This is a genomic window from Streptomyces sp. NPDC002926, assembly GCF_053591755.1.
On sequence record NZ_JBSFUK010000003.1, the window covers coordinates 421132 to 445895 of the forward strand.

The 24764-nt window shown below is 70.6% G+C and carries 22 protein-coding genes and 1 pseudogene; 8 read left to right on the forward strand and 15 right to left on the reverse strand.

The window, feature by feature from the left end:
• Positions 1–69 precede the first annotated feature (69 nt).
• From ACWDZ6_RS08330 to ACWDZ6_RS08350, 5 genes are all read right to left on the reverse strand, one after another.
• Complete coding sequence (locus tag ACWDZ6_RS08330) at positions 70–1659, reverse strand: gluconokinase, GntK/IdnK-type (RefSeq protein WP_451502224.1); 1590 nt, start codon at positions 1657–1659, stop codon at positions 70–72.
• 127 nt (positions 1660–1786) lie between these two features.
• Positions 1787–3172, reverse strand: a complete 1386-nt coding sequence (locus tag ACWDZ6_RS08335; protein ID WP_451502225.1) for a chloride channel protein — start codon at positions 3170–3172, stop codon at positions 1787–1789.
• Between the two features lie 33 nt (positions 3173–3205).
• Positions 3206–3487 carry an SHOCT domain-containing protein gene (locus tag ACWDZ6_RS08340; RefSeq protein WP_451502226.1) on the reverse strand — a complete coding sequence of 94 codons (282 nt, stop codon included), beginning with the start codon at positions 3485–3487 and terminating at the stop codon, positions 3206–3208.
• 73 nt (positions 3488–3560) lie between these two features.
• A complete protein-coding gene (locus ACWDZ6_RS08345) occupies positions 3561–4019 on the reverse strand; it encodes a DUF6325 family protein (protein ID WP_366731690.1) in 459 nt (152 codons plus the stop codon).
• A gap of 220 nt (positions 4020–4239) precedes the next feature.
• A complete protein-coding gene (locus ACWDZ6_RS08350; protein ID WP_451502350.1) occupies positions 4240–4959 on the reverse strand; it encodes a GAP family protein in 720 nt (239 codons plus the stop codon).
• A gap of 215 nt (positions 4960–5174) precedes the next feature.
• On the opposite strand from ACWDZ6_RS08350, the gene ACWDZ6_RS08355 reads away from it, so the two are divergent.
• A complete protein-coding gene (locus tag ACWDZ6_RS08355) occupies positions 5175–6155 on the forward strand; it encodes a YhjD/YihY/BrkB family envelope integrity protein (RefSeq protein WP_451502227.1) in 981 nt (326 codons plus the stop codon).
• Positions 6156–6170: 15 nt separating this feature from the next.
• Here the strand turns inward: ACWDZ6_RS08355 and ACWDZ6_RS08360 are convergent, their stop codons facing one another.
• The gene (locus tag ACWDZ6_RS08360) at positions 6171–7580 is read right to left on the reverse strand and encodes a pyridoxal phosphate-dependent aminotransferase (protein WP_366731695.1); all 1410 of its coding nucleotides are present in this window, start codon (positions 7578–7580) and stop codon (positions 6171–6173) included.
• A 224-nt stretch (positions 7581–7804) separates the two neighbouring features.
• Entirely contained in the window at positions 7805–8566 is a 762-nt protein-coding gene (locus ACWDZ6_RS08365; protein WP_451502228.1) for an SDR family NAD(P)-dependent oxidoreductase, read from the reverse strand.
• Between the two features lie 134 nt (positions 8567–8700).
• Between ACWDZ6_RS08365 and ACWDZ6_RS08370 the strand changes: the two genes are divergently transcribed.
• Positions 8701–9276, forward strand: a complete 576-nt coding sequence (locus tag ACWDZ6_RS08370) for a TetR/AcrR family transcriptional regulator (RefSeq protein ID WP_451502229.1) — start codon at positions 8701–8703, stop codon at positions 9274–9276.
• A gap of 170 nt (positions 9277–9446) precedes the next feature.
• Here the strand turns inward: ACWDZ6_RS08370 and ACWDZ6_RS08375 are convergent, their stop codons facing one another.
• From ACWDZ6_RS08375 to ACWDZ6_RS08395, 5 genes are all read right to left on the reverse strand, one after another.
• A complete protein-coding gene (locus tag ACWDZ6_RS08375; protein WP_451502230.1) occupies positions 9447–10598 on the reverse strand; it encodes an XdhC family protein in 1152 nt (383 codons plus the stop codon).
• A gap of 35 nt (positions 10599–10633) precedes the next feature.
• A complete protein-coding gene (locus tag ACWDZ6_RS08380; RefSeq protein WP_389180309.1) occupies positions 10634–12115 on the reverse strand; it encodes an NCS2 family permease in 1482 nt (493 codons plus the stop codon).
• Between the two features lie 252 nt (positions 12116–12367).
• On the reverse strand, positions 12368–14752 hold the full coding sequence (locus ACWDZ6_RS08385; RefSeq protein ID WP_451502231.1) for a xanthine dehydrogenase family protein molybdopterin-binding subunit: 2385 nt from the start codon (positions 14750–14752) through the stop codon (positions 12368–12370).
• 5 nt (positions 14753–14757) lie between these two features.
• Positions 14758–15342, reverse strand: a complete 585-nt coding sequence (locus ACWDZ6_RS08390) for a (2Fe-2S)-binding protein (RefSeq protein ID WP_451502232.1) — start codon at positions 15340–15342, stop codon at positions 14758–14760.
• Complete coding sequence (locus tag ACWDZ6_RS08395; protein ID WP_451502233.1) at positions 15333–16232, reverse strand: FAD binding domain-containing protein; 900 nt, start codon at positions 16230–16232, stop codon at positions 15333–15335. Before ACWDZ6_RS08395 ends, ACWDZ6_RS08390 begins: the two co-directional genes overlap by 10 nt.
• Before the next feature lie 289 nt (positions 16233–16521).
• Here ACWDZ6_RS08395 and ACWDZ6_RS08400 point away from each other — a divergent pair, with 289 nt between their 5' ends.
• The 4 genes and pseudogenes from ACWDZ6_RS08400 to ACWDZ6_RS08415 all read left to right on the forward strand — a co-directional run bounded on the left by ACWDZ6_RS08400 (position 16522) and on the right by ACWDZ6_RS08415 (position 20621).
• Complete coding sequence (locus ACWDZ6_RS08400) at positions 16522–18246, forward strand: PucR family transcriptional regulator (protein ID WP_451502234.1); 1725 nt, start codon at positions 16522–16524, stop codon at positions 18244–18246.
• 249 nt (positions 18247–18495) lie between these two features.
• On the forward strand, positions 18496–19299 hold the full coding sequence (locus ACWDZ6_RS08405) for a hypothetical protein (protein WP_451502235.1): 804 nt from the start codon (positions 18496–18498) through the stop codon (positions 19297–19299).
• A 9-nt stretch (positions 19300–19308) separates the two neighbouring features.
• Positions 19309–20079, forward strand: a pseudogene (locus tag ACWDZ6_RS08410) (SDR family NAD(P)-dependent oxidoreductase).
• Positions 20080–20108: 29 nt separating this feature from the next.
• On the forward strand, positions 20109–20621 hold the full coding sequence (locus tag ACWDZ6_RS08415; protein WP_451502236.1) for a protein-tyrosine phosphatase family protein: 513 nt from the start codon (positions 20109–20111) through the stop codon (positions 20619–20621).
• Between the two features lie 9 nt (positions 20622–20630).
• Here the strand turns inward: ACWDZ6_RS08415 and ACWDZ6_RS08420 are convergent, their stop codons facing one another.
• The 3 genes from ACWDZ6_RS08420 to ACWDZ6_RS08430 all read right to left on the reverse strand — a co-directional run bounded on the left by ACWDZ6_RS08420 (position 20631) and on the right by ACWDZ6_RS08430 (position 22438).
• Entirely contained in the window at positions 20631–20984 is a 354-nt protein-coding gene (locus tag ACWDZ6_RS08420; RefSeq protein WP_351448339.1) for a hypothetical protein, read from the reverse strand.
• A 106-nt stretch (positions 20985–21090) separates the two neighbouring features.
• Positions 21091–21501, reverse strand: a complete 411-nt coding sequence (locus tag ACWDZ6_RS08425) for an ATP-binding protein (protein ID WP_451502237.1) — start codon at positions 21499–21501, stop codon at positions 21091–21093.
• A 109-nt stretch (positions 21502–21610) separates the two neighbouring features.
• Entirely contained in the window at positions 21611–22438 is an 828-nt protein-coding gene (locus tag ACWDZ6_RS08430) for a GntR family transcriptional regulator (RefSeq protein WP_451502238.1), read from the reverse strand.
• 149 nt (positions 22439–22587) lie between these two features.
• On the opposite strand from ACWDZ6_RS08430, the gene ACWDZ6_RS08435 reads away from it, so the two are divergent.
• Both ACWDZ6_RS08435 and ACWDZ6_RS08440 read left to right on the forward strand, forming a co-directional pair.
• Positions 22588–23433: a (2Fe-2S)-binding protein gene (locus ACWDZ6_RS08435; RefSeq protein WP_451502239.1), complete on the forward strand. Its 846-nt coding sequence runs from the start codon at positions 22588–22590 to the stop codon at positions 23431–23433.
• 211 nt (positions 23434–23644) lie between these two features.
• Positions 23645–24733 carry a DUF2637 domain-containing protein gene (locus tag ACWDZ6_RS08440; protein WP_451502240.1) on the forward strand — a complete coding sequence of 363 codons (1089 nt, stop codon included), beginning with the start codon at positions 23645–23647 and terminating at the stop codon, positions 24731–24733.
• The last annotated feature ends 31 nt before the right edge of the window (positions 24734–24764 follow it).

The window sequence follows — 24764 nt, forward strand, 5'->3', positions numbered from 1 at the left end:
CGAAGGGTCGGGGCGTCTGGCGTCTCATTGTCGGGTGGCCGGTCCCGGCCCGCGACAGATGCGCCGGCCTCAGCCGGTGGTCCCCCAGGGGCCGAGACCCCACCGGAACACATGGCTGCCGCCCGGCTCCAGGATGGTGAGATCCGTACCGCTGCGGAAAGCGTCCGCCGGACAGGACATGGCTTCCACCGCGACACCACGGCGCCGCCGCCCGGGCTCGGACAGGGTGTCACCCGTGTACACCTGCACGCATCGGGTGCCCTCGCCGAGCCGTACGTCGATGCCGTGCAGCCCCGAGGGGTGCGCCAGGCGCACCACGGCCGGGCCGGAGGGGTCCCGGTCGAGTCCGGTGAACGCGGTGTCCAGCCGCTGTTCGCCGATGGGCCGGGCGATGCGGAAGTCGTACGCCGTGCCCTCGACCGGTTCCCGGCCCACCGGCAGGCCCCGCTCGTCGGTGCGCAGCCGGTAGCGGGCGGGCACGGTCAGCAGCGCCGTGTCCACCAGGTCGGTGCCCACCGTCAGATAGGGGTGCTGCCCCACGCCGTAGGGCGCCGCGATGTCCCCCACGTTGGTCGCGGTGACGGCGACGTCCAGCCCCTTTGGCCCCAGTCGGTACTCGGCGACGACTTCCAGCCGGAAGGGATAGCCCGGCTGCGGGAAGAGCGTGGTGCCGACCCTGACTCCGTCGTCGCTGCGGGCGAGCAGCTGCCACGGCATCCAGCGGAGGAGTCCGTGGATCGCGTTGTGCTTCTCCGGCTCGGTCAGCGGGAGCTGGAGGTCCTGGCCATGGAAGTGGTAGCGCCCGCCGCCCACCCGGTTGGGCCAGGGGACGAGAAGTTGCCCTCGGCCGCCGGTGATCCGTGCGTCGGCGGTGAACCCGTCGAGCAGCGGTCGGCCGTCCACCTCGTAGTGGCGCAGGGCGCAGCCGAGCTGGACCACGACGGCCGTCTGCCCGGCGTGGTGCAGCTGCCACTGCTCCCCGGTCGCATGTTGGCCGGTCGCGTATTCGCCTGTCGCGTGTTCGCCTGTCGCACTGCGGGGCATGCGCGGCTCCTCACTCGGTACGGTGCGTACGGTTGGCGCGCCGGCCGTCGGGTGAACCGGTGCGGTGTCCGCGCGCAGCAGGGACATGACGGCCTCCACGACGGTTTCCGGCCGCTGGTCGATCTCCACCACGATGGGGTGTTCGTCGGGCTCCGGCTCCTCGAGGTCCGCGAACTGACTGTCCAGCAGTCCGGCCCGGAAGAAGTGGCCGTGCCGGGCGACCAGCCGGGAGCGGATGAGCTGCCGCGAGCCGTGCAGGTACACCATGCGCACTCCGGGCCGTCCACCGAGCAGTTGGTCCCGGTAGGCGCGCTTGAGCGCGGAGCAGGTGACGACGGCCGGTTGCCGCGCCGCGATCTCCTGGTCCATCCAGGCGGCGATGGCGTCCAGCCACGGTCGTCTGTCCGCGTCGGTCAGCGGTTCACCGGCCGCCATCTTGGCGCGGTTGGCCGGGGGGTGGAAATCGTCCGCGTCCCGGTAGGGCCGGCCGAGCCGGTCGGCGAGCAGCCGCGCCACCGTGGACTTGCCCGATCCCGCCACGCCGACGACGAGCAACAAGGACTCCGGCTCGCCGCCGGCCGCGTCACGCGCCGGAGCCGGGCGGTTCCCGGTCATCAGCTCGCCCGATGACGGAGAGCCGCGCGCGGCGCCAGGATCACGAAGCCGGCGGGAATGCTCATGACGCCTCCGATCTCGGCCCATGGTGTCCGCTTCGCACCTCGGTGACTGCGCCCCGCCGCCCTCAGGCGGGGCGGGCCGCTCCGGCGGCTGCCGGAGCTTCGACGGGCTTGCCCACCGGCGGAACGGCACGTCCGGGGGGAAGCAGCTCGGTGGTCACGAAGGCCACGACGGCCGCCAGGATCACCACGGGGATCATCTCCGTGCTGCCGAGCAGCAGGACCACGAGCACCACGCTGCTGACCGGCAGCCGCAGGGCACTGGTAGCCGTGGCTGCCATGCCCGCGGCCAGTCCCGGTACGACCCCCAGCCCCGGAAGGGGCGCCAGCAGCACGCCGATCGCACCGCCCAGGAACAGTGCGGGAAAGATGGGTCCGCCCCGCAGGCTGCCCAGACAGAACGCGTAGGCCGCGCCCTTGCAGAGAATGACGGCGATCAGGGCACCGACCCCCCAGGCGTGCGGATCGGTGGCCAGGCCGGTCAGCATGGACTGGCCCGACGAGGCCACGTCCGCCGGTGACCGGTCGGTGATGAGCGTGTACACGGCGGCGCAGGCTCCGGCGGCCAGTGCGCAGACGGCGGTGTGGACGACGGGACGCATCGAGACGAACACGGCGGCCAACCGGCCTCCGGCCAGCACCAGATGCACGAAGACACCGATCGCGACAGCCATCAGCACCGACCAGAACACGTCACCGGTATCCAGACGGCCAAACGAATTGCCCAGCTTCAGGGACAGGCCGCCGGTCGAGAGGCCGGTCCAGCGTCCGAAACCGGTGAACACGAGTGAACCGATCCCGCTGGACAGCAGCGCCGGCAGCATGACGGCGAACAGCTGCGGTCCGCCCACTCCCGCCATCTCCATCAGCAGCACCGCGGCCATCAGCGGGTTGCCGAAGATCGTCGAAATGGCCGCCGCAGCCCCCGCCGCGCCCAGGAGCGCCTTGTTCTGCGGGGTGCCCGGTGCCCGGGCCAGGCGCCCGAAAAGCAGCGCCAGGCCACCGCCGAGAGCGACCAGCGGGGCTTCGGGACCCAGGGTCGCGCCGAGCGCGAGGCTGGCCGCGGCCGCGAGGATCACTCCGGGCAGCGCCTCGGCCGAGGAGCCCCCCGCGTGCAGTCCGGTGGCGGGGATGTGGCCGCCGGCGCCGGGCATACGGGTGACCACCAGGCCGACGAGGATTCCGGACAGCAGGAGCAGGGGCAGCGGCCACCACCACGGCGGGATGTGCCAGCCCAGCGCCTGCGGCAGATCGGTCCACATCAGGTGCTCCAGCTCGTGGAGCCCGACGAGGAACCAGAACGCGGCGAGCGACACCGGAATACCGATGAGGGCGCAGAACAAGAGCGTTTTCAGGTAGCCCGGGGTGCGCAGCAAGTCACGCAGCAGGTCGGCCTCCGCCGGTTGTGTTCGGCCGCCCGAGGCGGCTGGTCGCGGACTCGGCTCCGTCATGGGGTCGTCCCTTCCCAGCCCCCAACTCCGGCGTCAGCCAAGGATCTTGCGCTTCTCTGCAGCGAATTCCTCTTCTGTCAGCACTCCTTGGGCCTTCAGATCGCCCAGTTGCTTGAGCTGATCGATCTTGCTGCTCATCTCGTCTTCGGGGGAAGGCGGTGGCGCGGCCGGGGCGGGAGCGGCGGCCTGCGCCTGCTGCTGGTCGTCCTGCTGTGCCCATCGGCCCGCCTGACGCCGCGACACGCGGTTGGACACCGCGGTCGCGGTTCCGGCGACGACGGCGGTGCGGGCGACGCCACGAAGAAGTCCGGGCATGTTCACTCATCTCCCACGGTAGGTGCGGGCGGACCGCCGCGGCGACGGGCCCCGACGGCCGGCCCCGTGGCTTTCAATCGGCGATGGGGCCGTCGGGGCCGGTCGCCTCGACCGCGTCCAGTGAGGCCAGCAGGGCCTGGACGGGAATTCGGCCGCCCGTCACCAGTTGCGCACCGCTGCGCCGCATGGCCCGGGCGAAGGGTGCCGCCCAGAGGTTCTCGTACACCAGGATTCCGGCAGAGCTGCCCGGCTCCAGTGCGGTCCCGGCCTCGTCGAGATCGTCCTGGCCCAGCAGCCCGGACGAGGCACCCTCGAAGACCGTCAGGTCGAGCTCGTCCCCGAAATCCTTCAGTTCCAGTGCGGAGACCGAACCGTCGCTGTCCTTGCGGACGAAGACGAGGTCGAGGATGCGGATGATGCCGCGATCGACCAGATCGACGAGCAGGGGGAAGCCCTCCCCCGTCATACGGTTGCCGGGGAACTCGACGACCAGGTAGTCGACGGGGCCCATCTCTTCGATGTCGTCGCTCATGGCCACTCCTCGCGAGCGGGTCCGGGTACGGGCCTCGACCGCCGCTCATGTCCGGCGGCGGTCGCCGCGACAGACGGCGACAGGCGGCCCTTCCAGCCATTGCAACACCCGTCGGAAGGCTTCGCACTTCCTGGGGCCCGGCGTCCCGGACCCGTCGGCGGGCCGCCGAGGACCGGCCCACCGACGGGTCCGCACCGGCCGACGACGGGTCCCCACCGCGTCAGCTGGTCAGCTGGTAAATGCTCTTCCCGGTGAGCCACAGGCCGAGAAACAGACAGATGACCACGATCGCCGGATCCTGGTGGCGTTCGAGCCAGGTGCGCAGTTTCATCAGCCGCGCCTGGGCCGCCTCCGGTGCGAACACCACATACAGCTCGGCGGCCAGCAGGCTCGAGGTGGCGAGGATGCAGAAGCCGAACAGCGCCAGATACGACGAGAAGTGCGACAGGTCGGCCTCGATGACCGTGGTCGCACCCGCCGCGACGATGCCCCAGGGCTGCAGGAACACGGCAAGTCCCGCCGCCGCCCAGGCCGAGCTCCGGTCCATCCGGGAGGTCATGGAGGAGGACGACGGGGAACGGGAGGACGCGCGAGGCGACTTGCGAAAGGACCTGCGAGGCTTGCGGGCGGATCCGGGGAGCGGCTCATGAGCCGCTCCGAGCCGCCGTCGCCGGTGTTCGCCGTAGAACACGAGCAAGAGGCCGATGGCGAGTTTGGCCGCGAGCCCCGCCGTGGACGGCGGAGATCTTGGCGGCGGGGGCTGCCCTCCGGTCAGCGCGAGAACCAGAGCGATCACTGCGACGAGACAGGCCAGCCAGGCCAGGATGAAGGCCAGCCCCTTCCACACACCCCTGTCGGACGCCACCACCAGGACGAAAGCCATGATCGGCAGTGGGTCGAGCGTGATGGCCAGCGCGATGAGGAGCAGGTCGATGACCATGGCGACCCAATCGTGTGGCGACATCACGAGGGTATGCAAAGGACAGCGAAACGACACCTTTTGGCCGCCCCGCCGCCGGCACGCCGGAAATGCCGCCGCGCACCGCGTCCCCCACTCTGGACGCAGGGAAGGAGCAGCGCCATGACGACTTCCGGACGGGTGCCGTCGAAGGTGGGGGGCCGCACGCGGAGCCCGGGTGCCGTAACGGCCGGCTGATGCCTCCCAGCGAGCCCGAGGCCCCCCGGGAGCAGCCGGGCAAGCGCATACACGACGGGGAGCAGGGCGCGGCGGGCCGCCGTCCCGGCTCCGTCCTCCGGCCGTCCTGGTGGCAGGTCCGGTCCCGGAAGCTGGTCGCCACGGCGCAGTGGCTGCACGCGCGGGCCGAGGCGCGCTTCCCGGTCATCTCGCACCTCGCCGCACGGATGGTGTCGGTGAACATCTTCGACTCCGCCACCCGGCTGGCTGCCCAGTGCTTTCTGACCGCGGTCCCGCTGCTCTTCGTCGTCGGATCAGTCGCCCCGGATGCGGTGCGCAATCAGCTGATCAGCTCCGTGCGAGCGGTCTTCGGGCTCGGCGGCGCCGCGAACGACCAGTTGGAAAATGTGTACAAGTCCGGTACGGACACTCTGCGCGAGGCCACCGGTGTGGTGGGCGCGCTCATGCTGCTGCTCTCCGCCACGGCCGTCAGCCGGGCGATGCAGCGGCTGTGCAAGCGAGCCTGGGAGATCCCCAGGGCGGGCACCAGGATCGCCGCCTGGCGGTGGCTGGCGTGGATCGCGATCTGGCTCGCCGTCCTGGTCGTGCAGGCGCCGCTGCGCGACGGCTTCGGCGCCGGCCTGTGGCTGGGCATCCCGGTCACCGTGCTTACCCAGACCGCCCTGTGGTGGTGGACCCAACACCTGTTGCTGGGCGGCCTGATCCGCTGGCCTCCCCTGCTGCCAGGTGCCGTCATCACGGCGATCGCAGTGACCTTTCTGTCGATCGGAGCGCGTTTCTACATGCCCCGGGCGCTCAATCGCGCCCTTTCCGAGTACGGGTCGGTCGGCTCGGTCTTCGTCCTGCTCTCCTGGCTGATCGTTGTGTGCGTGGCGGTCGCCATCAGCATCAGTGCGGGAGCCGTCGCGGCCCAGGAACCGTTCCTGGCCCGCCGCCTGGGCAGTCCACCTCCCACCTGGCAGAAGGCCGCAGGCACTTGACGACGACCTCCGCTCCTAGGCCTGGGCGATCAGGCGGTCCACCGCCGCCGTCCCCGAGGTGTAGCCGGCGGCCTCCCCGTGAGCGGCGGGCATGGGGACAGCCGCGGGCAAGGGGGCGGCGGCGGGGGGCCAGTTCTGCTGCCGGGCCGCCGGGCCCAGGCCCCGGGCGGCGACCGGCTGCTGGGCCAGGGCGAGCATCGGTGTCTGCTGCATCGGCGTCTGCTGCATCGCCTGCTGCTGCGGCGCGGGTACCTGGGCCAGCATCGGCGCCATCGGCTGCGGGGGCGGTTCGGCCACCTGGGTGCGCTGCCCGTACAGCACCTGCTCCATCGCCGATATCAGCCGGACCACGTCCCGCTGCGGACGCACCACGAGGCGCAGGAACCGGCTCGAACTGCCGACCTTGTTGCTGCACTCGCGCACCAGTACGCCGTGTTCGGCGAGCAGCCGGTCCCGCAGAACCGACCCGTCCGCACCCTCCGGCAGGCGTACGTAGAGGAAGTTGCCCTGGGAGGGGTAGATGGTGAGACCCGGCAGCTGGGAGAGGCGCCAGGTCATCTCCTGCCGGTCGCGCCGCGCCTGGAGAAGGCTGTCGGCGTACTCCTGGCGGTGCTCCTTCAGCATGAACACCACGGTTTCGGCGAAGGAGTTGAGGTTCCACTTCGGCAGCGCGGCCCGCACCTTCCCGGCGAGGCTCGGATTCGACACGAGGTAGCCGAAGCGCACGCCGTGCAGCCCGAAGTTCTTGCCCAGGCTGCGCAGCACGATCACGTTCGTCCGCAGAACGGCCTCCGCGGCGACGCTGGGGTCCGGTTCGGCGTCCGCGAACTCGAGGAAGGACTCGTCGACGACGACCAGGTCCAGGTCCTCGAGGGAGTCGAGCAGCCCGAGGAGTTGCGCCTTGGGGAGGTAACCGCCGTCGGGGTTGTTGGGGTTGCAGATGACCGCCGCGCGGGAGCCGCGGCTGCGGATGAACTGTACGAAGGACGCCGGGTCGAGGCCGAAACCGCGCGCCTCGGGCAGCAGAAGCATGTCGACGCGCTTCCCGGTCTCCATCGGCTGGTCGGTCCACCGGCCGAAGGTGGGGACAGGGACCGCGAGCGACTCCTTGACCAGCAAATGGTCGATCCAGGTGATCAGTTCGGTGGAACCGTTTCCCATGGCGACGGTCTGCGGGTTGAGCCCGAGCACCTGGCACAGCTCGGCGGTGATGGTGTCCGCGCTGCTCGGGTAGTACGTCAGGATCTCGCGCAGGCGGTCACCGAGCTGATCGAACATCACTGGAGTGGGAAAGTACGGATTGCAGGGGATGCAGAAGTCCGTGATCTCTCCGCCCTCGCCGCCGGCTGCCCTGTTCAGCGTGAAGTACGAAGGGCTGTGCGCGGTGGACGCGCGGAAGAGTGCGGTGACATTGCTGCCGGCCATTGATCTGCCTCCCCTGCCGGAACGGCCCATGCGGACGCGCATGGGCCGCCCAGGTATACGGACGGGGGTGGGGCGGCGTTCAACGGCTGGGGCGTACGGGACACCTCCGGGGCTGATCAGCCGGACTTCCCGGGGCACGCGCTGTGCGGTGGACGCGTTCGGCTGACGGCCGTAGCAATGCCCGGAACCGGAACCCGGTCGGCCGGCATTCGGGGACCGGTGTTTCACACCTGCGCCATGCCGCCGTCCGCGAAGAGCTCCACGCCGGTGACGAAGCTCGACGCGTCGCTCGAGAGGAACACAGCGGCCTTGCCCATCTCGCGGGGATCCGCGATCCGTCCGGTCGGGTTGCCCTCCCCCATGGACCTGATCGCGGCGTCGACCTGATCGGCCCCCTGCGCCATCTCCAGAGCCCGCCTGAGGGACTCGGTGTCGACCGCTCCGGGGCTGAGGACGTTCATCCGGATGCCTGAACCCTTGATGTCCTGGATCCAGGCCCGGATGAAATTGCGCACCGCGGCCTTCGCGCCGCCGTACATGCTCATCCCGCGCGGGGGCTGGATGGAAGCCGTCGACCCGATGATGACGACTGTTCCGCCGGACGGCAGCAGCGGCAGCGCCGGCTGGACGGTGAACAGGACCCCCTTCGCGTTGACGTCGAAGGTCCGGTCGAACTGCTCCTCGGTGATCGAGCCGAGCGGGGCGTGAGCGCCGATGCCGGCGTTGGCCACGACCGCGTCGAGCCGTCCGTACCGCGTCTTGACCTCGCGGTACATCATCTCCATGGACTCGAGATTCGTGACATCCGCGACGATGCCGGAGCAGTTCGGTCCGATCACCGCGACCGCTTCGTCCAGCTGCGCCTGCTGGAGATCGGTGATGACCACGCGGGCTCCGTGCTCAACGAACTCCTGGGCGATACCCAGGCCGACCCCGGACGCGCCGCCGGTGACAACGGCGACCTTTCCTTCGAGTGAGAGGTTCATATTTTTTCCCTGTGACGTGGGCGATTCCCGCGCGGTGATCCGCTGCGAGTACAGTAAAAGTGGAGGCGCCGCCACTTCATTCACTGTAACCGGATGCGCCTCCACTTAGCAACCCTGACGACAGGAGACGGCCGATGACCAGGGAGACCGGGCGCCCGCTGAGGGCCGATGCGCAGCGGAACCGGGACAAGATCCTCGCCGCTGCGGTGCGCGTGTTCGCCGAACAGGGACTGGACGCACACTTGGAGCGCATCGCCAAAGAGGCGGGTGTGGGCACCGGGACCCTTTACCGGAACTTCCCGACGCGGGAGATCCTGATCGAGGCCGCCTACCGCAACGAGCTGAGCCGGCTGTGCGACGCCGCCCCTGACCTCCTGGCCACGATGGAGCCGCGTGAGGCATTGCGCGCCTGGATGGGACGCTTCATCGACTACGCGACCGCCAAACTGGGCATGGCCGATGCCCTGCGGGCTCTCGTCGAGTCGGGCGTCAACCCCTACGCCCAGAGCCACGAGATGATGCTGGCCGCCCTGACCTCGCTCCTGGACGCCGGTGTCGGCGCCGGCACCATCCGGTCGGACATCGGCGCGACCGACATGTTCGCCGCCCTCACCGGCATTGCCCTCGCGTCCGGAAAACCCGAACAGCGAGAGCAGGCCGAACGTCTCCTCGACCTCACCCTGGACGGACTGAGCACCGACGGGCACTGATACGACGATTGTCCTGACGCCCTGTCAATTCACCGGAGGTCAGCGCTGAAGCGTGCTCCTCCACGGCGCGGGGAGACCGGATCTCGAACCGATCAGCCCATCCGGCCTCCGCAGTCGGGCAACGGAAGGCGGAAGACGGCAGACGGCAGACGGCAGACGGCAGGATGGCCTCAGGCGACCGAACCTATCCGTCCCACCGAGGCCCGCACGCCGTCATGGTGGATCGGTGTGTGCGCTCCCGTCAGGGAGACTCCGCTGCCGCCGCGGCGGTTCGCCACTATCTCCGCGCCGATCGACAGCGCCGTCTCCTCCGGCGTACGCGCGCCGAGGTCCAGGCCGATCGGCGAGCGCAGCCGGGCCAGTTCCAGTTCGGTCACGCCGGTCTCCCGCAGCCGCTTGTTGCGCTCCTCGTGCGTACGCCGGGATCCCATCGCGCCGATGTAGGCGACGGGGAGCTTCAGGGCCAGTTCGAGCAGCGGGACGTCGAATTTGGCGTCGTGGGTGAGTACGCAGAGGACGGTGCGGCCGTCCACCTCCGTCGACTCCAGATAGCGGTGCGGCCAGTCGACGACGATCTCGTCCGCCTCCGGGAAGCGGGTCCTCGTCGCGAATACCGGCCGGGCGTCGCAGACCGTGACGTGGTAGCCGAGGAACTTGCCGACCCGGACCAGCGCCGAGGCGAAGTCGATCGCGCCGAAGACGATCATGCGGGGTGCCGGGACGCTCGATTCGACCAGGAGCGTCAGCGGCTGTCCGCAGCGGCTCCCGTCCTCGCCGATGACGACCGTGCCGGTGCGGCCGGCGTCCAGCAGCGAGCGGGCCTCGGCCGCAGCCGTACGGTCCAGTTCGGGGTGACCGCCGAGGACCCCGTCGTACGAACCGTCCGGCCGGACCAGCAGCGCGCGGCCGCTGACCTCCGCCGGTCCGTCGGTGATCCGTGCGACCGCCGCCGCCTCCCCCTGCGCGGCGGCGGACAGCGCGGCCGCGAACACCTTCCTCGCCGGAGAGTCCGCGCGTACCGGCGTGACGAGGATGTCGATGATGCCGCCGCAGGTCAGGCCCACGGCGAAGGCATCCTCGTCGCTGTAGCCGAACTGCTCGAGGACGGTGAGACCGTCCTCGAGCGACTGTCGGCACAGCTCGTACACCGCCCCTTCCACACACCCGCCGGAGACCGACCCGATCGCCGTGCCCTCGCTGTCCACCGCGAGAGCGGCGCCCGGCTGCCGGGGCGCGCTGCCGCCGACCGCCACCACGGTGGCGACGGCGAATGCACGGCCCTGCCCGACCCACCGGGTCAGCTCTTCGGCGATGTCCAGCACGTCGGTCTCCTCAAGTGTGTGTCGGGCGGCGGTGGTTACTTGACTCCCAGCCAGCCCTCGATCGGATGAAGGGCGAAGTAGGCCAGGAAGACGACGGACAGCACCCACATCAGCCAGCCGACGTCGCGCGCCTTGCCCTGCACGGCCTTGATCAGGACGTGCGCGATGACGCCCGCCGCGATGCCCGCGGTGATCGAGTATGTGAAGGGCATCAGCACGGTGGTCAGGAACACCGGGATCGCGGTGGCCTGGTCGTTCCAGTCGATGTGCTTGGCATTCGTCATCATCATCGATCCGATGACGACGAGCGCGGCGGCGGCCACCTGGGTGGGGATGACCTGGGCGAGCGGAGTGAAGAACAGGCAGAGCGTGAACGCGAGGCCGGTGATCACGCTGGCGAAGCCGGTGCGCGCACCGTCACCGACGCCCGCCGTGGACTCCACGAACACCGTCTGGCCGGAGGCACCGGCGAGGCCGCCGAACGCGCCACCGGCACCGTCGATGGCCAGGGCCTTGTTGAGGCCCGGCATCTTGCCTTTGTCGTCGGCGAGGTTGGCCTGCTGGCCGATGCCGATGATGGTGCCCATGGCGTCGAAGAAGCCGGCCAGCACCAGGGTGAAGACGATGACGCCGACGGTGATGCCACCGACGCCGCCGATGCCGCTGAACGAGACGTTGCCGAAGAGACCGAAGTCCGGCGTACTCACGATGGAACCGGTGATCTCGGGTGCGTTCAGTCCGCCCCAGGCCTTCTTGTCGAGGCCCGCGAACTGGTGGACCACAGCGGCGAAGGCCGTACCGCCGACGATGCCTATGAGGATCGCGCCGGGGACCTTGCGGACCTGCAGCAGGAAGATCAGCAGGACGGTGACGGCGAAGCAGAGCACCGGCCAGCCGGTGAGCATGTCGCTCGTCCCGAGCTGGATCGGCTTGGCTCCCGCGATACCGCCGTCTCCGGGCATGGAGGTGACGAAGCCCGCCTGGACCAGGCCGATGAGGCAGACGAAGAGGCCGATCCCCATGGTGATCGCGTGCTTCAGTGCCAGCGGGATGGCGTTCATGATCAGTTCACGCAGGCCGGTGACGACGAGCAGGACGATCACGGCGCCGTAGATGACGCACATGCCCATCGCGTTTTCCCAGGTCATCTGTGGGGCGACCTGGAAGGCCATGACGGCGGAGACGCTGAGTCCCGCCGCGAGGGCCAGCGGCACATTGCCGATGAAGCCCATCACGATGGTGGTGGCCGCGGCGGCGAAGACCGTCGCGGTGGTGAGCTGATCACCGTCGAGCCGGTGACCGGTCGCATCCGGAACCGAGAGAATCACCGGGTTGAGAAGGATGATGTACGCCATCGCCATGAAGGTGGTGATGCCGCCACGCACCTCCCGACCGACGGTCGACCCTCGCTGGGTTATGTGGAAGTACCGGTCGAGCCAAGATCTTCCGGCAGGCGGGCGCGAACCCGCTCCGGCGTCCTCCGCCGTGGTCTTGGTCTCAAGGGACTGCTGGGTCATGGTGCCTACTCCCAAGGTTCACAGGGGCACCCGCATGGGGACTGGGATTGCGGGATTTGGGATGGTGCGCTGGCTGCACGACCCGGGGGACGGCCCGAGACGAACTGGATGTGGTGACGGGTGCTGCTGGTGGTGCGGGGTTGTGCCAGGACCGCGAGCGGTGCGGTGCTGGGGTTCTCCGGGCGGTGCGACGAGCGGCGGGAAGTGTGACGTTCCTCGGATGCGCGGCACACCGCCCGGAGAAGGCGGGGATCAGGTACCGGTGAGGTGCTCGGGGCGTACCGGTGTCCTGTTGAGCTCCAGCCCCGTCGCGTTCCGGATCGCCGCGAGGACGGCCGGGGTCGACGAAAGGGTCGGGGCCTCGCCGATGCCGCGCAGCCCGTACGGCGCGTGGTCATCGGCCAGTTCGAGTACGTCGACGGGGATGGTCGGCGTGTCGAGGATGGTGGGGATCAGGTAGTCGGTGAAGGAGGGGTTGCGCACCTTCGCGGTCTTCGGGTCGACGATGATCTCCTCCATGACCGCGACGCCCAGGCCCTGGGTGGTACCACCCTGGATCTGGCCGACGACGGACAGCGGGTTGAGCGCCTTGCCGACGTCCTGGGCGACCGCGAGCTCGATGACCTTGACCAGGCCGAGCTCGGTGTCCACCTCGACGACCGCGCGGTGCGCGGCGAACGAGTACTGGACGTGGCCGTTGCCCTGACCCGTACGCAGATCGAAGGCCTCGGTGGGGCGGTGGCGCCACTCGAGCTCCACGTCGACCGACTCGCCCTCGAGTACGTCCACCAGGTCGGCGAGGACCTCGCCGCCGTCGGTGACGACCTTGCCGCCTTCGAGCAGCAGCTCGGCCGTGGCCCATGCCGGGTGGTACGAGCCGAACTTGCGGCGGCCGATCTCCAGGACCTTCTCTCGGACGTTCTCGCAGGTGTGCTTCACCGCGCCGCCCGTGACGTACGTCTGACGGGAGGCGGAGGTGGAGCCGGCCGAGCCGACCTGGGTGTCGGCCGGCTGGATCGTCACCTGCGCGACACCGAGTTCGGTACGGGCGATCTGAGCGTGGACGGTGACACCGCCCTGGCCGACCTCCGCCATGGCGGTGTGCACGGTCGCGACCGGCTCGCCGCCCACGACCTCCATACGCACCCGCGCGGTGGAGTAGTCGTCGAAGCCTTCGGAGAAGCCGACATTCTTGATGCCGACCGCGTAGCCGACGCCACGGACGACGCCCTCACCGTGTGTGGTGTTGGACAGACCGCCGGGGAGGGCGCGGACGTCCGCCTCCTGGCCGGCCGAGAGCCACTGCTGCTCGGGAGGCAGCGGCCGGGCCTTGACACGGCGCAGCAACTCGGCGACGGGGGCCGGGGAGTCGACCGGCTGCCCGGTCGGCATGATCGTGCCCTGCTCCATGGCGTTGAGCCGGCGGAACTCCACCGGGTCGATGCCCAGCTTCGCCGCGAGCTTGTCCATCTGTGCCTCGTAGGCGAAGCACGCCTGGACCGCACCGAAGCCGCGCATGGCTCCGCAGGGCGGGTTGTTCGAGTAGAGCGCGATCGCCTCGATGTCGACGTCGTCGACGACGTACGGACCGACACTGAGCGAGGACGCGTTGCCGACGACCGCCGGGGAGGCGGAGGCGTACGCCCCGCCGTCCAGGACGATCCTGCACTTCATGTGCGTGAGCTTGCCGTCCTTGGTGGCGCCGTGCTCGTAGTAGAGCTTCGCCGGGTGGCGGTGGACATGCCCGAAGAAGGACTCGAACCGGTTGTAGACGATCTTGACCGGCTTGCCGGTGCGCAACGCCAGGAGGCAGGCGTGGATCTGCATCGACAGGTCCTCACGGCCACCGAAGGCACCTCCGACGCCGGAGAGCGTCATGCGGATCTTCTCCTCGGGCAGACCGAGGACGGGTGCGATCTGCCGGAGGTCCGAGTGCAGCCACTGGGTGGCGACGTACAGCTCGACGCCGCCGTCCTCGGAGGGGACCGCGAGGCCGGACTCCGGGCCGAGGAAGGCCTGGTCCTGCATGCCGAAGGTGTACTCACCCCTGACGATGACGTCGGCGCGCTTGGCGGCCTCGTCGGCGTTGCCGCGGACGATCGGCTGGCGGTGCACGATGTTCGGGTGCGGGACATGGCCGATGTGGTGGTCGTCGCGGCCCTCGTGGATCAGGATCGCGTCGGGAGCGGTCGCGGACGCCTCGTCCGTGATGACCGGCAGTTCGACGTACTCGATCTTGATCTTGGCGGCGGCGCGGCGCGCGGTCTCCGGATGGTCCGCGGCGACCAGGGCCACCGGCTCGCCGTGATGGCGGACCTTGCCGTGGGCGAGTACCGGGGTGTCCTGGATCTCCAGGCCGTAGTTCTTCACCTCGGTGGGCAGGTCGTCGTAGGTCAGTACGGCGTAGACGCCGGACGTCGCGAGCGCCTCGGAGATGTCGATCGACTTGATCTCGGCGTGCGCGACGGTGGAGCGCAGCGTGTGACCCCAGAGCATGTCCTCGTGCCACATGTCCGAGGAGTACGCGAACTCACCGGTGACCTTGAGGATGCCGTCGGGACGCAGCGTCGACTCGCCGATGCCGCCCTTGGTCCGGGAACCCTGGGAGATGTTGGTGGGAGTACCGATGGTGGCCATGGTTCTCAGACCGCCTCTTCCTGGCGGGCGGCCGCGAGGCGGACCGCGTCGAGGATCTTCTCGTAACCGGTGCAGCGGCAGAGGTTGCCGGAGAGCGCCTCGCGGATGTCCGCGTCGGACGGCTCGGCGTTGCGCTCGAGCAGCTCGTCGGCGGCGACCAGCAGACCGGGCGTGCAGAAACCGCACTGCACGGCACCGGCATCGATGAACGCCTGCTGGATCGGGGACAGCTCGGAGCCCTCACCGGTCTGCGAGTCGGAAGGCCTGGCTTCCCACCGCTTGGCCTGGTCCAGGGTGGTGCCACAGGCGCCGGTGGCGCAGCCACCGTGCTCGGCCCGCTGCCTGGCGAAGTCCGCCAGGCCCTCTACGGTGACGACCTCGCGGCCCTCGACCTGACCCGCGGCAACGAGGCAGGAGCAGACCGGGACACCGTCGAGGCGGACCGTGCAGGAGCCGCACTCGCCCTGCTCGCAGGCGTTCTTGGAGCCTGGCAGGCCCATGCGCTCACGCAGTACGTAGAGCAGGCTCTCGCCCTCCCACACGTCGTCCGCTTCCTGCTGACGACCGTTGACCGTGAAGTTCACGCGCACTGTGTGCCTCCCTTTGTGCCGTGGGCATTGCCCCGGTATGCCTCCCAGGTCCAGCCCAGGGTCCGGCGGGCCATGACGCCGACCGCGTGGCGGCGGTAACTCGCCGTGCCGCGCACGTCGTCGATCGGGTTGCAGTCACCGGAGGCGAGCAGCGCGAACTGCTTGGCGACCGACGGGGTAATGATCTTCCTGCTCTCCCAGAAGCCGCCCTCTTCGAGCGCGGCGTTCAGGAATTCCTCGGCCGCCTTCGCCCGGACCGGGGTCGGGGCGGCGGAGCCGATGCCGGTGCGTACCGTGCGGGTCCGAGGGTGCAGAGCCAGACCGAAGGCGCAGACCGCGATCACCATCGCGTTGCGAGTGCCCACCTTCGAGAACTGCTGCGGTCCGTCTGCCTTCTCGATGTGGACGGCCCGAATCAGCTCGTCCGCCGCAAGCGCGTTGCGCTTGACGCCGGTGTAGAACTCGTCGATGGGGATGAGGCGGCTGCCTCGTACCGACTCGACCTCGACCTCGGCGCCCGCGGCGAGCAGCGCCGGGTGGGCGTCGCCGGCCGGGGATGCGGTGCCGAGGTTGCCGCCGACACCGCCGCGGTTGCGGATCTGGGGCGATGCGACGGTGTGCGAAGCCAATGCCAGACCGGGCAGTTCGGCCCGGAGGTTCTCCATGATCCGGGTGTACGGAACGGAGGCGCCCAGTCGGACGGTGTCCTCGCCGACCTCCCATTCGAGCAGCTCGCCGATGCGGTTCAGGTCCAGGAGGTACTCCGGCCGGCGGTGGTCGAAGTTGATCTCGACCATCACATCGGTGCCACCCGCGATGGGTACAGCCGTGGGGTGCTCGGCCTTGATGGCGAGCGCCTCCTCCCAGCTGGCGGGGCGAAGGAAGTCCATGAGTGGCTCTCTTCTTCTCAATCGGGGTCGTTCGTCGCAGCGGGCCCGGGACGGCCGGCCCTCGACTGGTTGTTCACGCGCTTATTCATGTGCTGTTAACGCGCTGTGGCCCAAGTACACAAGCCAGTCTGCGCCTGGTGCAGTCACCGAAACCATGAAGGAGTTGGCTGGTCGCCTGTCTCGTCTTGTAGATTCGAACGAAAGGCGAGGCTCAGTAACCTCGATGTTTTCCCCTGGAAACGGTGGCCACGGGCCACCGGCGACAACGAGACAGATCGGTGGCGACGAGATGCGGCTGCGCGCACTGCTGGAAACCGACGCGCTTGGGCTGCGGCTGCTCGGCGGCGAGGACGAACTGGACCGCGGTGTACGCGGTGTGATGACCACCGACCTGCGCGATCCGAGCCGCTATCTCTCGGGGGGCGAACTGGTGCTGACCGGGCTCGCCTGGCGGCGGACGGCCGCGGACTCCGAGCCGTTCGTCCGGATCCTGGCGGGCGCCGGGGTGGCTGGTCTGGCGGCCGGAGAGGCGGAGCTGGGAAACATTCCGGGCGATCTCATCGAGGCGTGTTCTCGCCATCGACTGCCGCTCTTTGCAGTCAACGAATCCGTTGCATTTGCGACGATCACTGAGCATGTGGTGCGTCAGGTCTCCGGCGAGCGGGCCGGGGACCTCGCCGCAGTCGTGGACAGGCACAGGCGGCTGATGACCTCCGGCCCGGCGGGCGGCGGGCCGGAGGTGGTCCTGGACCTCCTCGGCTCCGACCTGGACCTTCGAGCCTGGGTGCTCTCCCCCACCGGCCGCCAGATCGCGGGCGCGGGCGACCCGCTGCCCGGCGAGGTGAGCGCCACACTCGCCGGTGAGCATCTGGCGGCCACCCGCACCGGCCGCCGGGGGCCGCATCGGGTGACGGTCCACGGGGTGACGTACTCCCTCTTCCCGATCCGTAACAACGGCCGCGGCGCCGCCCCCGCCTCCAGGGACGTCCGCGAGACGGTGCTGTCGGACTGGCTGCTGGCGGTCGAGGCGGACGCGGGCGACTGGCCGGCCGCGAGGCTTGACCTGCTGCAAGGCGTGACCCAGCTGATCGCCGTCGAGCGCGACCGGCGCGAGGCGGCCCGTACGGTACGCCGACGGCTCGCCCAGGAGGTCCTGGAACTGGTCCAGGCGGGAGCGGCACCGGCCGAGATCGCGGCGCGTCTGCGAGTGGCCGCGCCGGTGCTGCTGCCGGGTCTCGGCACGGCGCCGCACTGGCAGGTGGTGGTGGCGCGGGTGGACTGGGGGCAGGACGGGGCGCGCGGTACGGACGGCGCAGTGGGTACGGGCGGTACGGCCATCGAGGCCGGCCCGGTCGCCCAGTCGCTGCTGGAGGAGATCCTGGTCGACCCGGCGGCAGCCGGTCCCGACTCCGCGGACCGGATCGCGGTCGCCCACACCGGCGACGAGGCGATCGCGCTGCTCCCGCTGCCCGCGACGGCCCGCGACCCGGACACCCCCGAGGCCGGCTCCTCCGAGGCCGGACTGCACGCCGACGCGCTGCTGCTGTCCGTACGCGATCCGCTCTCCGCGGGTCTCGCCGACGACGGCCGGCTCACGCTGGGCGTCAGCGCGGCAGTGAGCTCGGCGGAGGGTCTGCGGGGCGCGCTGGAGGAGGCGAGGCACGCCCGCCGGGTGGCGGCGGCCCGCCCGGGCAGGGTCTGCGCGGCGGGTCACCACGAGCTGGCCTCGCACGTGCTGCTGCTGCCGTTCGTCCCGGACGATGTGCGCCGCGCGTTCACGGCCCGGCTGCTGGACCCGCTCCGCGACTACGACCAGCGCCACCGCGCGGAACTGATCCCGACGCTGGAGGCGTTCCTGGACTGCGACGGGTCGTGGACGCGGTGCGCGACGCGGCTGCATCTGCATGTGAACACACTGCGCTACAGAGTGGGCAGGATCGAGCAACTGACGGGTCGTGACCTGTCGCGCCTGGAGGACAAGCTGGACTTCTTCCTGGCGCTGCGGATGAGCTGAGACCGGGGCGACCCCGGCCCCCTGGACGGGCTGGAAAATCCGGCTTCACCGTCTTTTGGGATGCGGGGTCCGGGGCGGATCCCAGGCTGGGGAAGGGGCGCACCACTGGCCACCCGCGCCCCATCCCGCGCCGCATGATTGTGAATTCATTCACCTGACCTCTTGGCCAGGCATGCCTATCCATGCTGAGATGCGATTGACTCAACAGCTCAATGGCGTGCTCGGGGAGGGCAAGTGGCGCATACCGCCATGTCTGGTTCCGGAACCACCGCAGGTGACGACCCCCTCCAGACCGCGGTATGGCGGCTGCGCTCGCGCGGCTGTTGGACCGACGCGGCAGCCCTGCTCGAAGCCCACACAGCGAATCCCGCGGGGGCACTCGAGCGGGCCGGACTGCTCGTCGAGCGCTGTCTGTTCACCGCCGACGGCTGGGCGGACGCCGAGGACGCGCTGCGTACGGCCGAGGCGGTGGCCCGGGACGACGACGAACGCGGCGGCGCGGCGTGCGAGCGCGGGAGGCTCGCGTACGCGGCGACCCGCCTCGGCGTACGCGACCGGGCCGACGAGGCCCGCTCCGCACTCGGCAGGGCCGCGGCACTGCTCGCCCCCACCTCGCCCAGACGCCCGCTGCTCGACTTCCGCCGCGGCCTTGTCGCCGAGCACATCGCCGACTCGCCGCAGGCGGCCCGTGCCGCGTATCAGCGGGCGCACGCCGGAGCAACCGCGCAGGGTGACACGCTGCTGCTCTCCTTCACCTGGCACCATCAGGCCGGACTCGCGCTGCGTGACGGCGAGTTGGCGGAGGCCAGGCACGGCTTCTCCGAATCGCTGCGGATCCGCGAGGAGCTCGGCTTTCTGATCGGCACCGCGCCGGCGCTGGCGGCACTGGCCGACTGCGAACCGGAGCCGGAGGCGAGCCGTTTGCGGGCGGAGGCGGGCCGGCTGTTCCGCCTGCTCGACGGCGTACCGGTCTGGCTGGCGGCTCAACTGGCACCGACGGCCCCGGCCGCGCCGCTCCACACCTCCCCGGCCCAGCCCGAGCCCGCGGCGTGATCGGGGAGCATGCGCGCTCAGCGCGACTTCCTCGACTGTCAGTTCGGCCTGCGTGACCGTACGGTGCTGATCACCGGCGGCAGTTCCGGCATCGGCCGCGCCATCGCGGAGGCGCTCGCGTCGGCGGGCGCGCGGGTGGTGGTGCCGGCGCGGCGCGAGGCTCCGCTGCGTACGACGGTCGGGGCACTCCGTGCGGCAGACCACCAGCCGACTGGGTGGCCGCCGACCTCGGCGACCGGGAGGCGCTGCGGGCGGGCGGGTCGGCTTCTTCGTCGAGCCGGATGTCCTGGTCACGGCCGCCGGCGTCAACCACCGTCCGCCGCTGGACGATCTGACCGAGGCGCAGTGGAACAGGTCGATGTCCGTGAACCTGGACGCGCCGTTCCTGCTGGGGCAGCGTTTCGGCCGTCGACGGCGGAGCGCGGCTGGGGCCGGATCATCCGCCTCGCCTCCCAGCAGTCGGTACGGGCCTTCGGCGCCAGTGGCGCGTACGGGGTGTCGAACGCCGCGGTCTCCGCGCCGGCCCGCTCCCAGGCGGAGGCATGGTCGCGGCACGTCGTCTGCGTCAATGCCCTCGCGCCCGGCTTCGTCCGTACGCCACTGACCCGCGCGGTCTTCGACGACCCGGTCGGCACGGAGGCGATGGCGGCGCGCACGATGGCGGGCCGCAACGGCGAACCGGCCGATCCGACGGGCGCGGCGGTCTTCCTGGCGAGCGACGCGGCACGCTGTATGAAGGGCCGGACCCTGTTCGTGGACGGCGGCCTCTCGGTCACCTAGCGTGGATGTCTCCGCAAAGGGAGGGCTCAGTGAAGGCACGTCGCACGGACCACCCCGTTCCGGATCCCGGATCGCCCTGGGACGAGATCACGACCTGCCTCTGGATGGGCGGCCATGTCTGGGAGGACGACCGGAACCGGCACCTCGATGTTGTTGTGGACCGCGAATTCGACCTGGTGATCAGCCTGTTCACCCGCGTCGGCCACGGCCCGCCCGACGGGGTGGAGCACCATGTATCCCTCATCCCCGACGACTGGCTGACCTCCGAGCAGATCGACCGGGTCCGTGGCCTGGCGGTACTGGCCGCCGACGCGGTACGCGCCGGGCGGACCGTGCTCGTGCGCTGTTACTCCGGCTACAACCGATCGGGCCTGGTGGTGGCCCAGACGCTGATCGAGCTCGGCCACGACGGCGCGGGGGCGATCGACCTGATCCGGCGCCGGCGCTCCTCCTACGCCCTGCACAACCTCGCCTTCGAGCGGTACCTCATGACCGGGCTGGACATCGCCTCACTGCTGACCGGCCTGGAGTCGCCCCCCTGAGAACTCGGCTCACACCAGCCAGGACAGTGTCCTCTCCGGATTCATGACGAGCAGGACGACGACGACCACCACGACCACCCAGAAGACTCCCCAGGCCCGGCGCCTGCGCGCCCGCCGCTGCCGGGACGGCCAGGCCCGCCACGCCTCGGGCTCCGCGCGCACCGCCGCCTTCCTCCCCCACCCGCGCGGACGGCGCTGCCGCCGGGCGGCCGCCTCGTCCTCGAGCCGCAGCCGCTCGGTCACCATCCGCGCCCGAGCGGAGGGCTCCTTGGGCGCGGCGAGGCGTGCCGGCCCTTCGCTCGCGCGCTGGAACTCCTCCCACGCCTCGTCGGGTATGGACGATTCCGGCAACTCCGCGGTCATGAATGGCCCCCGTTCGTTCGGACTTCGGCAACGGCGGCACAGATTAATGCAGCAGACCGACATCCGCGCGCACGGTCTTGCCGACGCGCACGCGATCGCGCACGCATCACCGGTCCGCGGGCACCGCGACCAGGACGAGCCCGCGCCCCGACGCCCCGTCCGGGAGCACCTCCTGCGGTCGCTTCTCGCTGCGGGCGTCGGAGGCCTCGATCCGCAGGGTGTCTGCCGAGAGTGTCAGCCGCAGCTCGAAGTCCCGCCCGGGCACGCGGCCGTGGGTCACGGCATTCGCGGCGAGTTCGGCGAGATCGGCGAACTCGGCGAACTCGGCGAACTCGGCGAACTCGGCGACGATGACCGCGGCGGCGTCCGAGACCTCGCTGTCGTACGGAAACCCCCAGACGTCGAGCCGCTGCACCGCGGGATGCCGGGCGAGCCGGGCACCGAGCCGCGTGGAGCTGAACCGTTGCGCGAGCATACGTACGGCGACAGGGTCTTGGTGTCGGGTCCGAGCAGGCATGCCGTCAGGGTCGCGGGCCCGCACCCTCGATGACCGGTGACACCACTCGTACGCTGTTCCGGCGTACGAATCCGCGGGGTGGACGGACCGACGCAGGAGGTCTCAGCCGTCAGGCCTCCGCGCCGGTGAAGTGCTCCCGCACCAGCGACTGCACCACCCGCAGGTCCTGCGCCACCAAGGCCTCCAGCAGGGCCATGTGTTCCGCCGCGTCCGCGACCAGGTCCGCCCTGCGGGTGACCGGTGCGCTCGCCAGGGGCCACTGGGAGCGGCGGTGGAGGTCGTCCGCGACCATCACCAGCTGTTGGTTGCCGGAAAGGGCGAGCACCGCGCGGTGGAAGGCGCGGTCCGTCTCCGCGTACGCCGCGCGGTCGCCCCTCGCCGCCGCCGCTGCCGTCGCGTCGGCCAGCGGGCGCAGCGCCGTCCAGCCGGCGGCCGGGACCGTGCGGGCCAGGCGCAGCACGACCGGGATCTCGATGAGGGCGCGGACCTCGGCCAGCTCGGCCAGCTCGCGGGGGCCGCGTCGCGTGACGCGGAAGCCGCGGTTCGGGATGACCTCGACCGCGCCTTCGGTCGCCAACTGCTGCATCGCCTCGCGCACGGGGGTCGCCGAGACGCCGAAGCGCTCCCCCAGTACGGGGGCCGAGTAGACCTCACCGGGAATCAGCTCGCCGTCGACGAGAGCCGCCCTCAGCGCTTCGAGGATCTGGCCGCGTACCGAGTGGCGCTGGACCGTGCGAGGCGCGAGGCCGGGCGGCTCGCTGTGGGTGTGCTCGCCGCGGGCCTGTTCCGGCAGGCGGGCCTGTTCCGGCAGGCAGGCCTCGTCCGGTACGCGCAGCCGCCCCGGACCCGTACGGCCGTCAGGACCAGCCTGTTCGGGGACGCGCGCGGACGCGTACGGCTGCGGCGCTGCGGCATCGCGCGCTCGGGCCTGCTCCACTCGAGTCCTCCTCCGGCCGGGTGCCGGGCCCGGCGCGCAAGTGCGGGGCCCTTGAGCACGATAGGCGGACGGGGTCACAGTTCAAACATCGATCGCGTCGGGTAAGGTAAGGCTAACCTGCAAACGATCGCGATTCGGTGGTCTCCTGCATGACCGTTCCCGCTCTGCTGCCCGCCCTCACCTCGCCCGTCGAGGACGCGTACGCGCGTCTGGCCGAGGTCTTCCCCGGGCTGCAGGTACGGGAGCTCATGGACGGCGAGCAGGCGCCGGCCGGCGCAGGCTGGGTGGGCGCGGGCGAGCTCGCCGCCGGCGGGCCCTCGCTCGACGCTTTTCTCGCCTGGGACGACGCACAGGTCCTGCGGGACTACGGACAGCAGGCCCGCCCCGATGTGATCGCCAGCTTCGGTCTGCACCGTTACGCCTGGCCGGCCTGTCTGCTGATCACGGTGCCCTGGTTTCTGCACCGCCGGGTGCCGCGGGTGCCCGTCGAGGATGTCGCCTTTCAGCGCGTGCCCGGCCGGATGACGGTACGGGTGAGGGAATTCGCCTGCCTGGCGGACGATCCGGCCGCCCGGTTGCCCGGCGCCCGTGTCGTACCGGACGAGGAGGCGCTGCGCGCCGAGGTGCGCTCCGCCGTCGCCGAGCACATCGGGCCCGTCCTGGACGGCTTCGGGCCGCGGATGCGGCGCGGCAGGCGCGCGCTGTGGGGCATGGCGACCGACGAGATCGTCGAGGGCCTCTGGTACATCGCGCATCTGCTCGGTGAGGAGCGGCGGGCCGTGCCGGAGCTCGAGCGGCTGCTGCCGGGCGCCACCGAGCCGTACGTCGGCACCGCAGGATTCCGCGAGCTCACCGGGCCGAACGGCGAGCGGTTGCCGACCCGCGACCGGGCCAGCTGCTGCCTCTTCTACACACTCCGGCCCGAGGACACCTGCGTCACCTGTCCGCGTACGAGCGACGCCGACCGCGCGGGAAGGCTTCAGCCGAGCGCCTGAGCGTCCGGGCGCCGGGTTCCACGCCGTGCTTCCGCCTGGCCTAAATCGAACTCAACCCCCTTCATCCGTACGGTAGTTCGACCAGATCGCACCTATCCGTATGCCACGCAGGCCCGTTGGCGTCGACTTGCCGCGAAACCCCTTGGGCGCGCGGGCACTTCGGCCAATATGGCGGCCGAATGGACCTATCGCGATGCAAGGGACACCGCACATGAGACTGACCGACATATCGCTGGACTGGCTGCTACCCGGCGGCGTGATGCTCGTGGGAGTCCTGGTCGCGGTGGCAGTGGTCGCGCGCGGCAAGCGCGCCGGCGGCAAGGCCGCGTCCGAGGACAGCTGGGAGCGCAGCGAGGAGCGTCGCAGACGCAAGGAGGCGGTCTACGGCACGGCTTCCTACGTGCTCCTCTTCTGCTGTGCGGCGGTTGCCGCCGCGCTCTCCTTCCACGGCCTGGTCGGCTTCGGCCGGCAGAATCTCAGCCTCTACGGGGGCTGGGAGTATCTGGTCCCCTTCGGCCTCGACGGCGCGGCCATGTTCTGCTCGGTGCTCGCGGTGCGTGAGGCCAGCCACGGTGACGCCGCGCTCGGCTCGCGACTGCTGGTGTGGACTTTCGCGGGCGCGGCCGCCTGGTTCAACTGGGTACATGCGCCACGCGGAATGGACCACGCGGGCGCCCCGCAGTTCTTCGCGGGCATGTCACTCTCCGCGGCGGTCCTGTTCGACCGTGCGCTGAAGCAGACCCGCAGGGCCGCGCTGCGCGAGCAGGGCCTCGTGCCCCGGCCGCTGCCGCAGATCCGGATCGTGCGATGGCTGAGGGCGCCCCGGGAGACCTTCGGCGCCTGGTCACTGATGCTGCTGGAAGGCGTGCGCACGCTGGACGAGGCGGTCGACGAGGTGCGCGAGGACCGGCGGGAGAAGGAACAGAACCGCCTTCGCAGGCGGGACCGGGAGAAGCTGGAGCGGGCGCAGATCAGGGCGCTCAACCGGCAGCACCGGGCGTGGGGGCGCGGACACGACGCGCGCCGGGCGGAGCTTCCGGCCCTCGCCTCCGCCGGCTCGGGCAGTTCCGGGGCGGGCAGCGCGCAGACGGTCGGAGCCGTCGGGTCCGGCCCGGAGCCCGCCATAGCGGAGCCGGGGCAACTGCCGCTTCGCTCCCGGCCCTCGCTTCAGGCCGTGAAGGGATCCATTGGCGCTGAGCCGCGCACCGTGGACCTCACCGCCGAGGACGACACTCAGGCGCTGCCACGTCTCGACTCCCTGGAGCGCAAACTCACGGATCTCGAGCGGCAATTCGGCTGACTTCCCGGCCGGCTGCCGGGGCTCTCGGGCG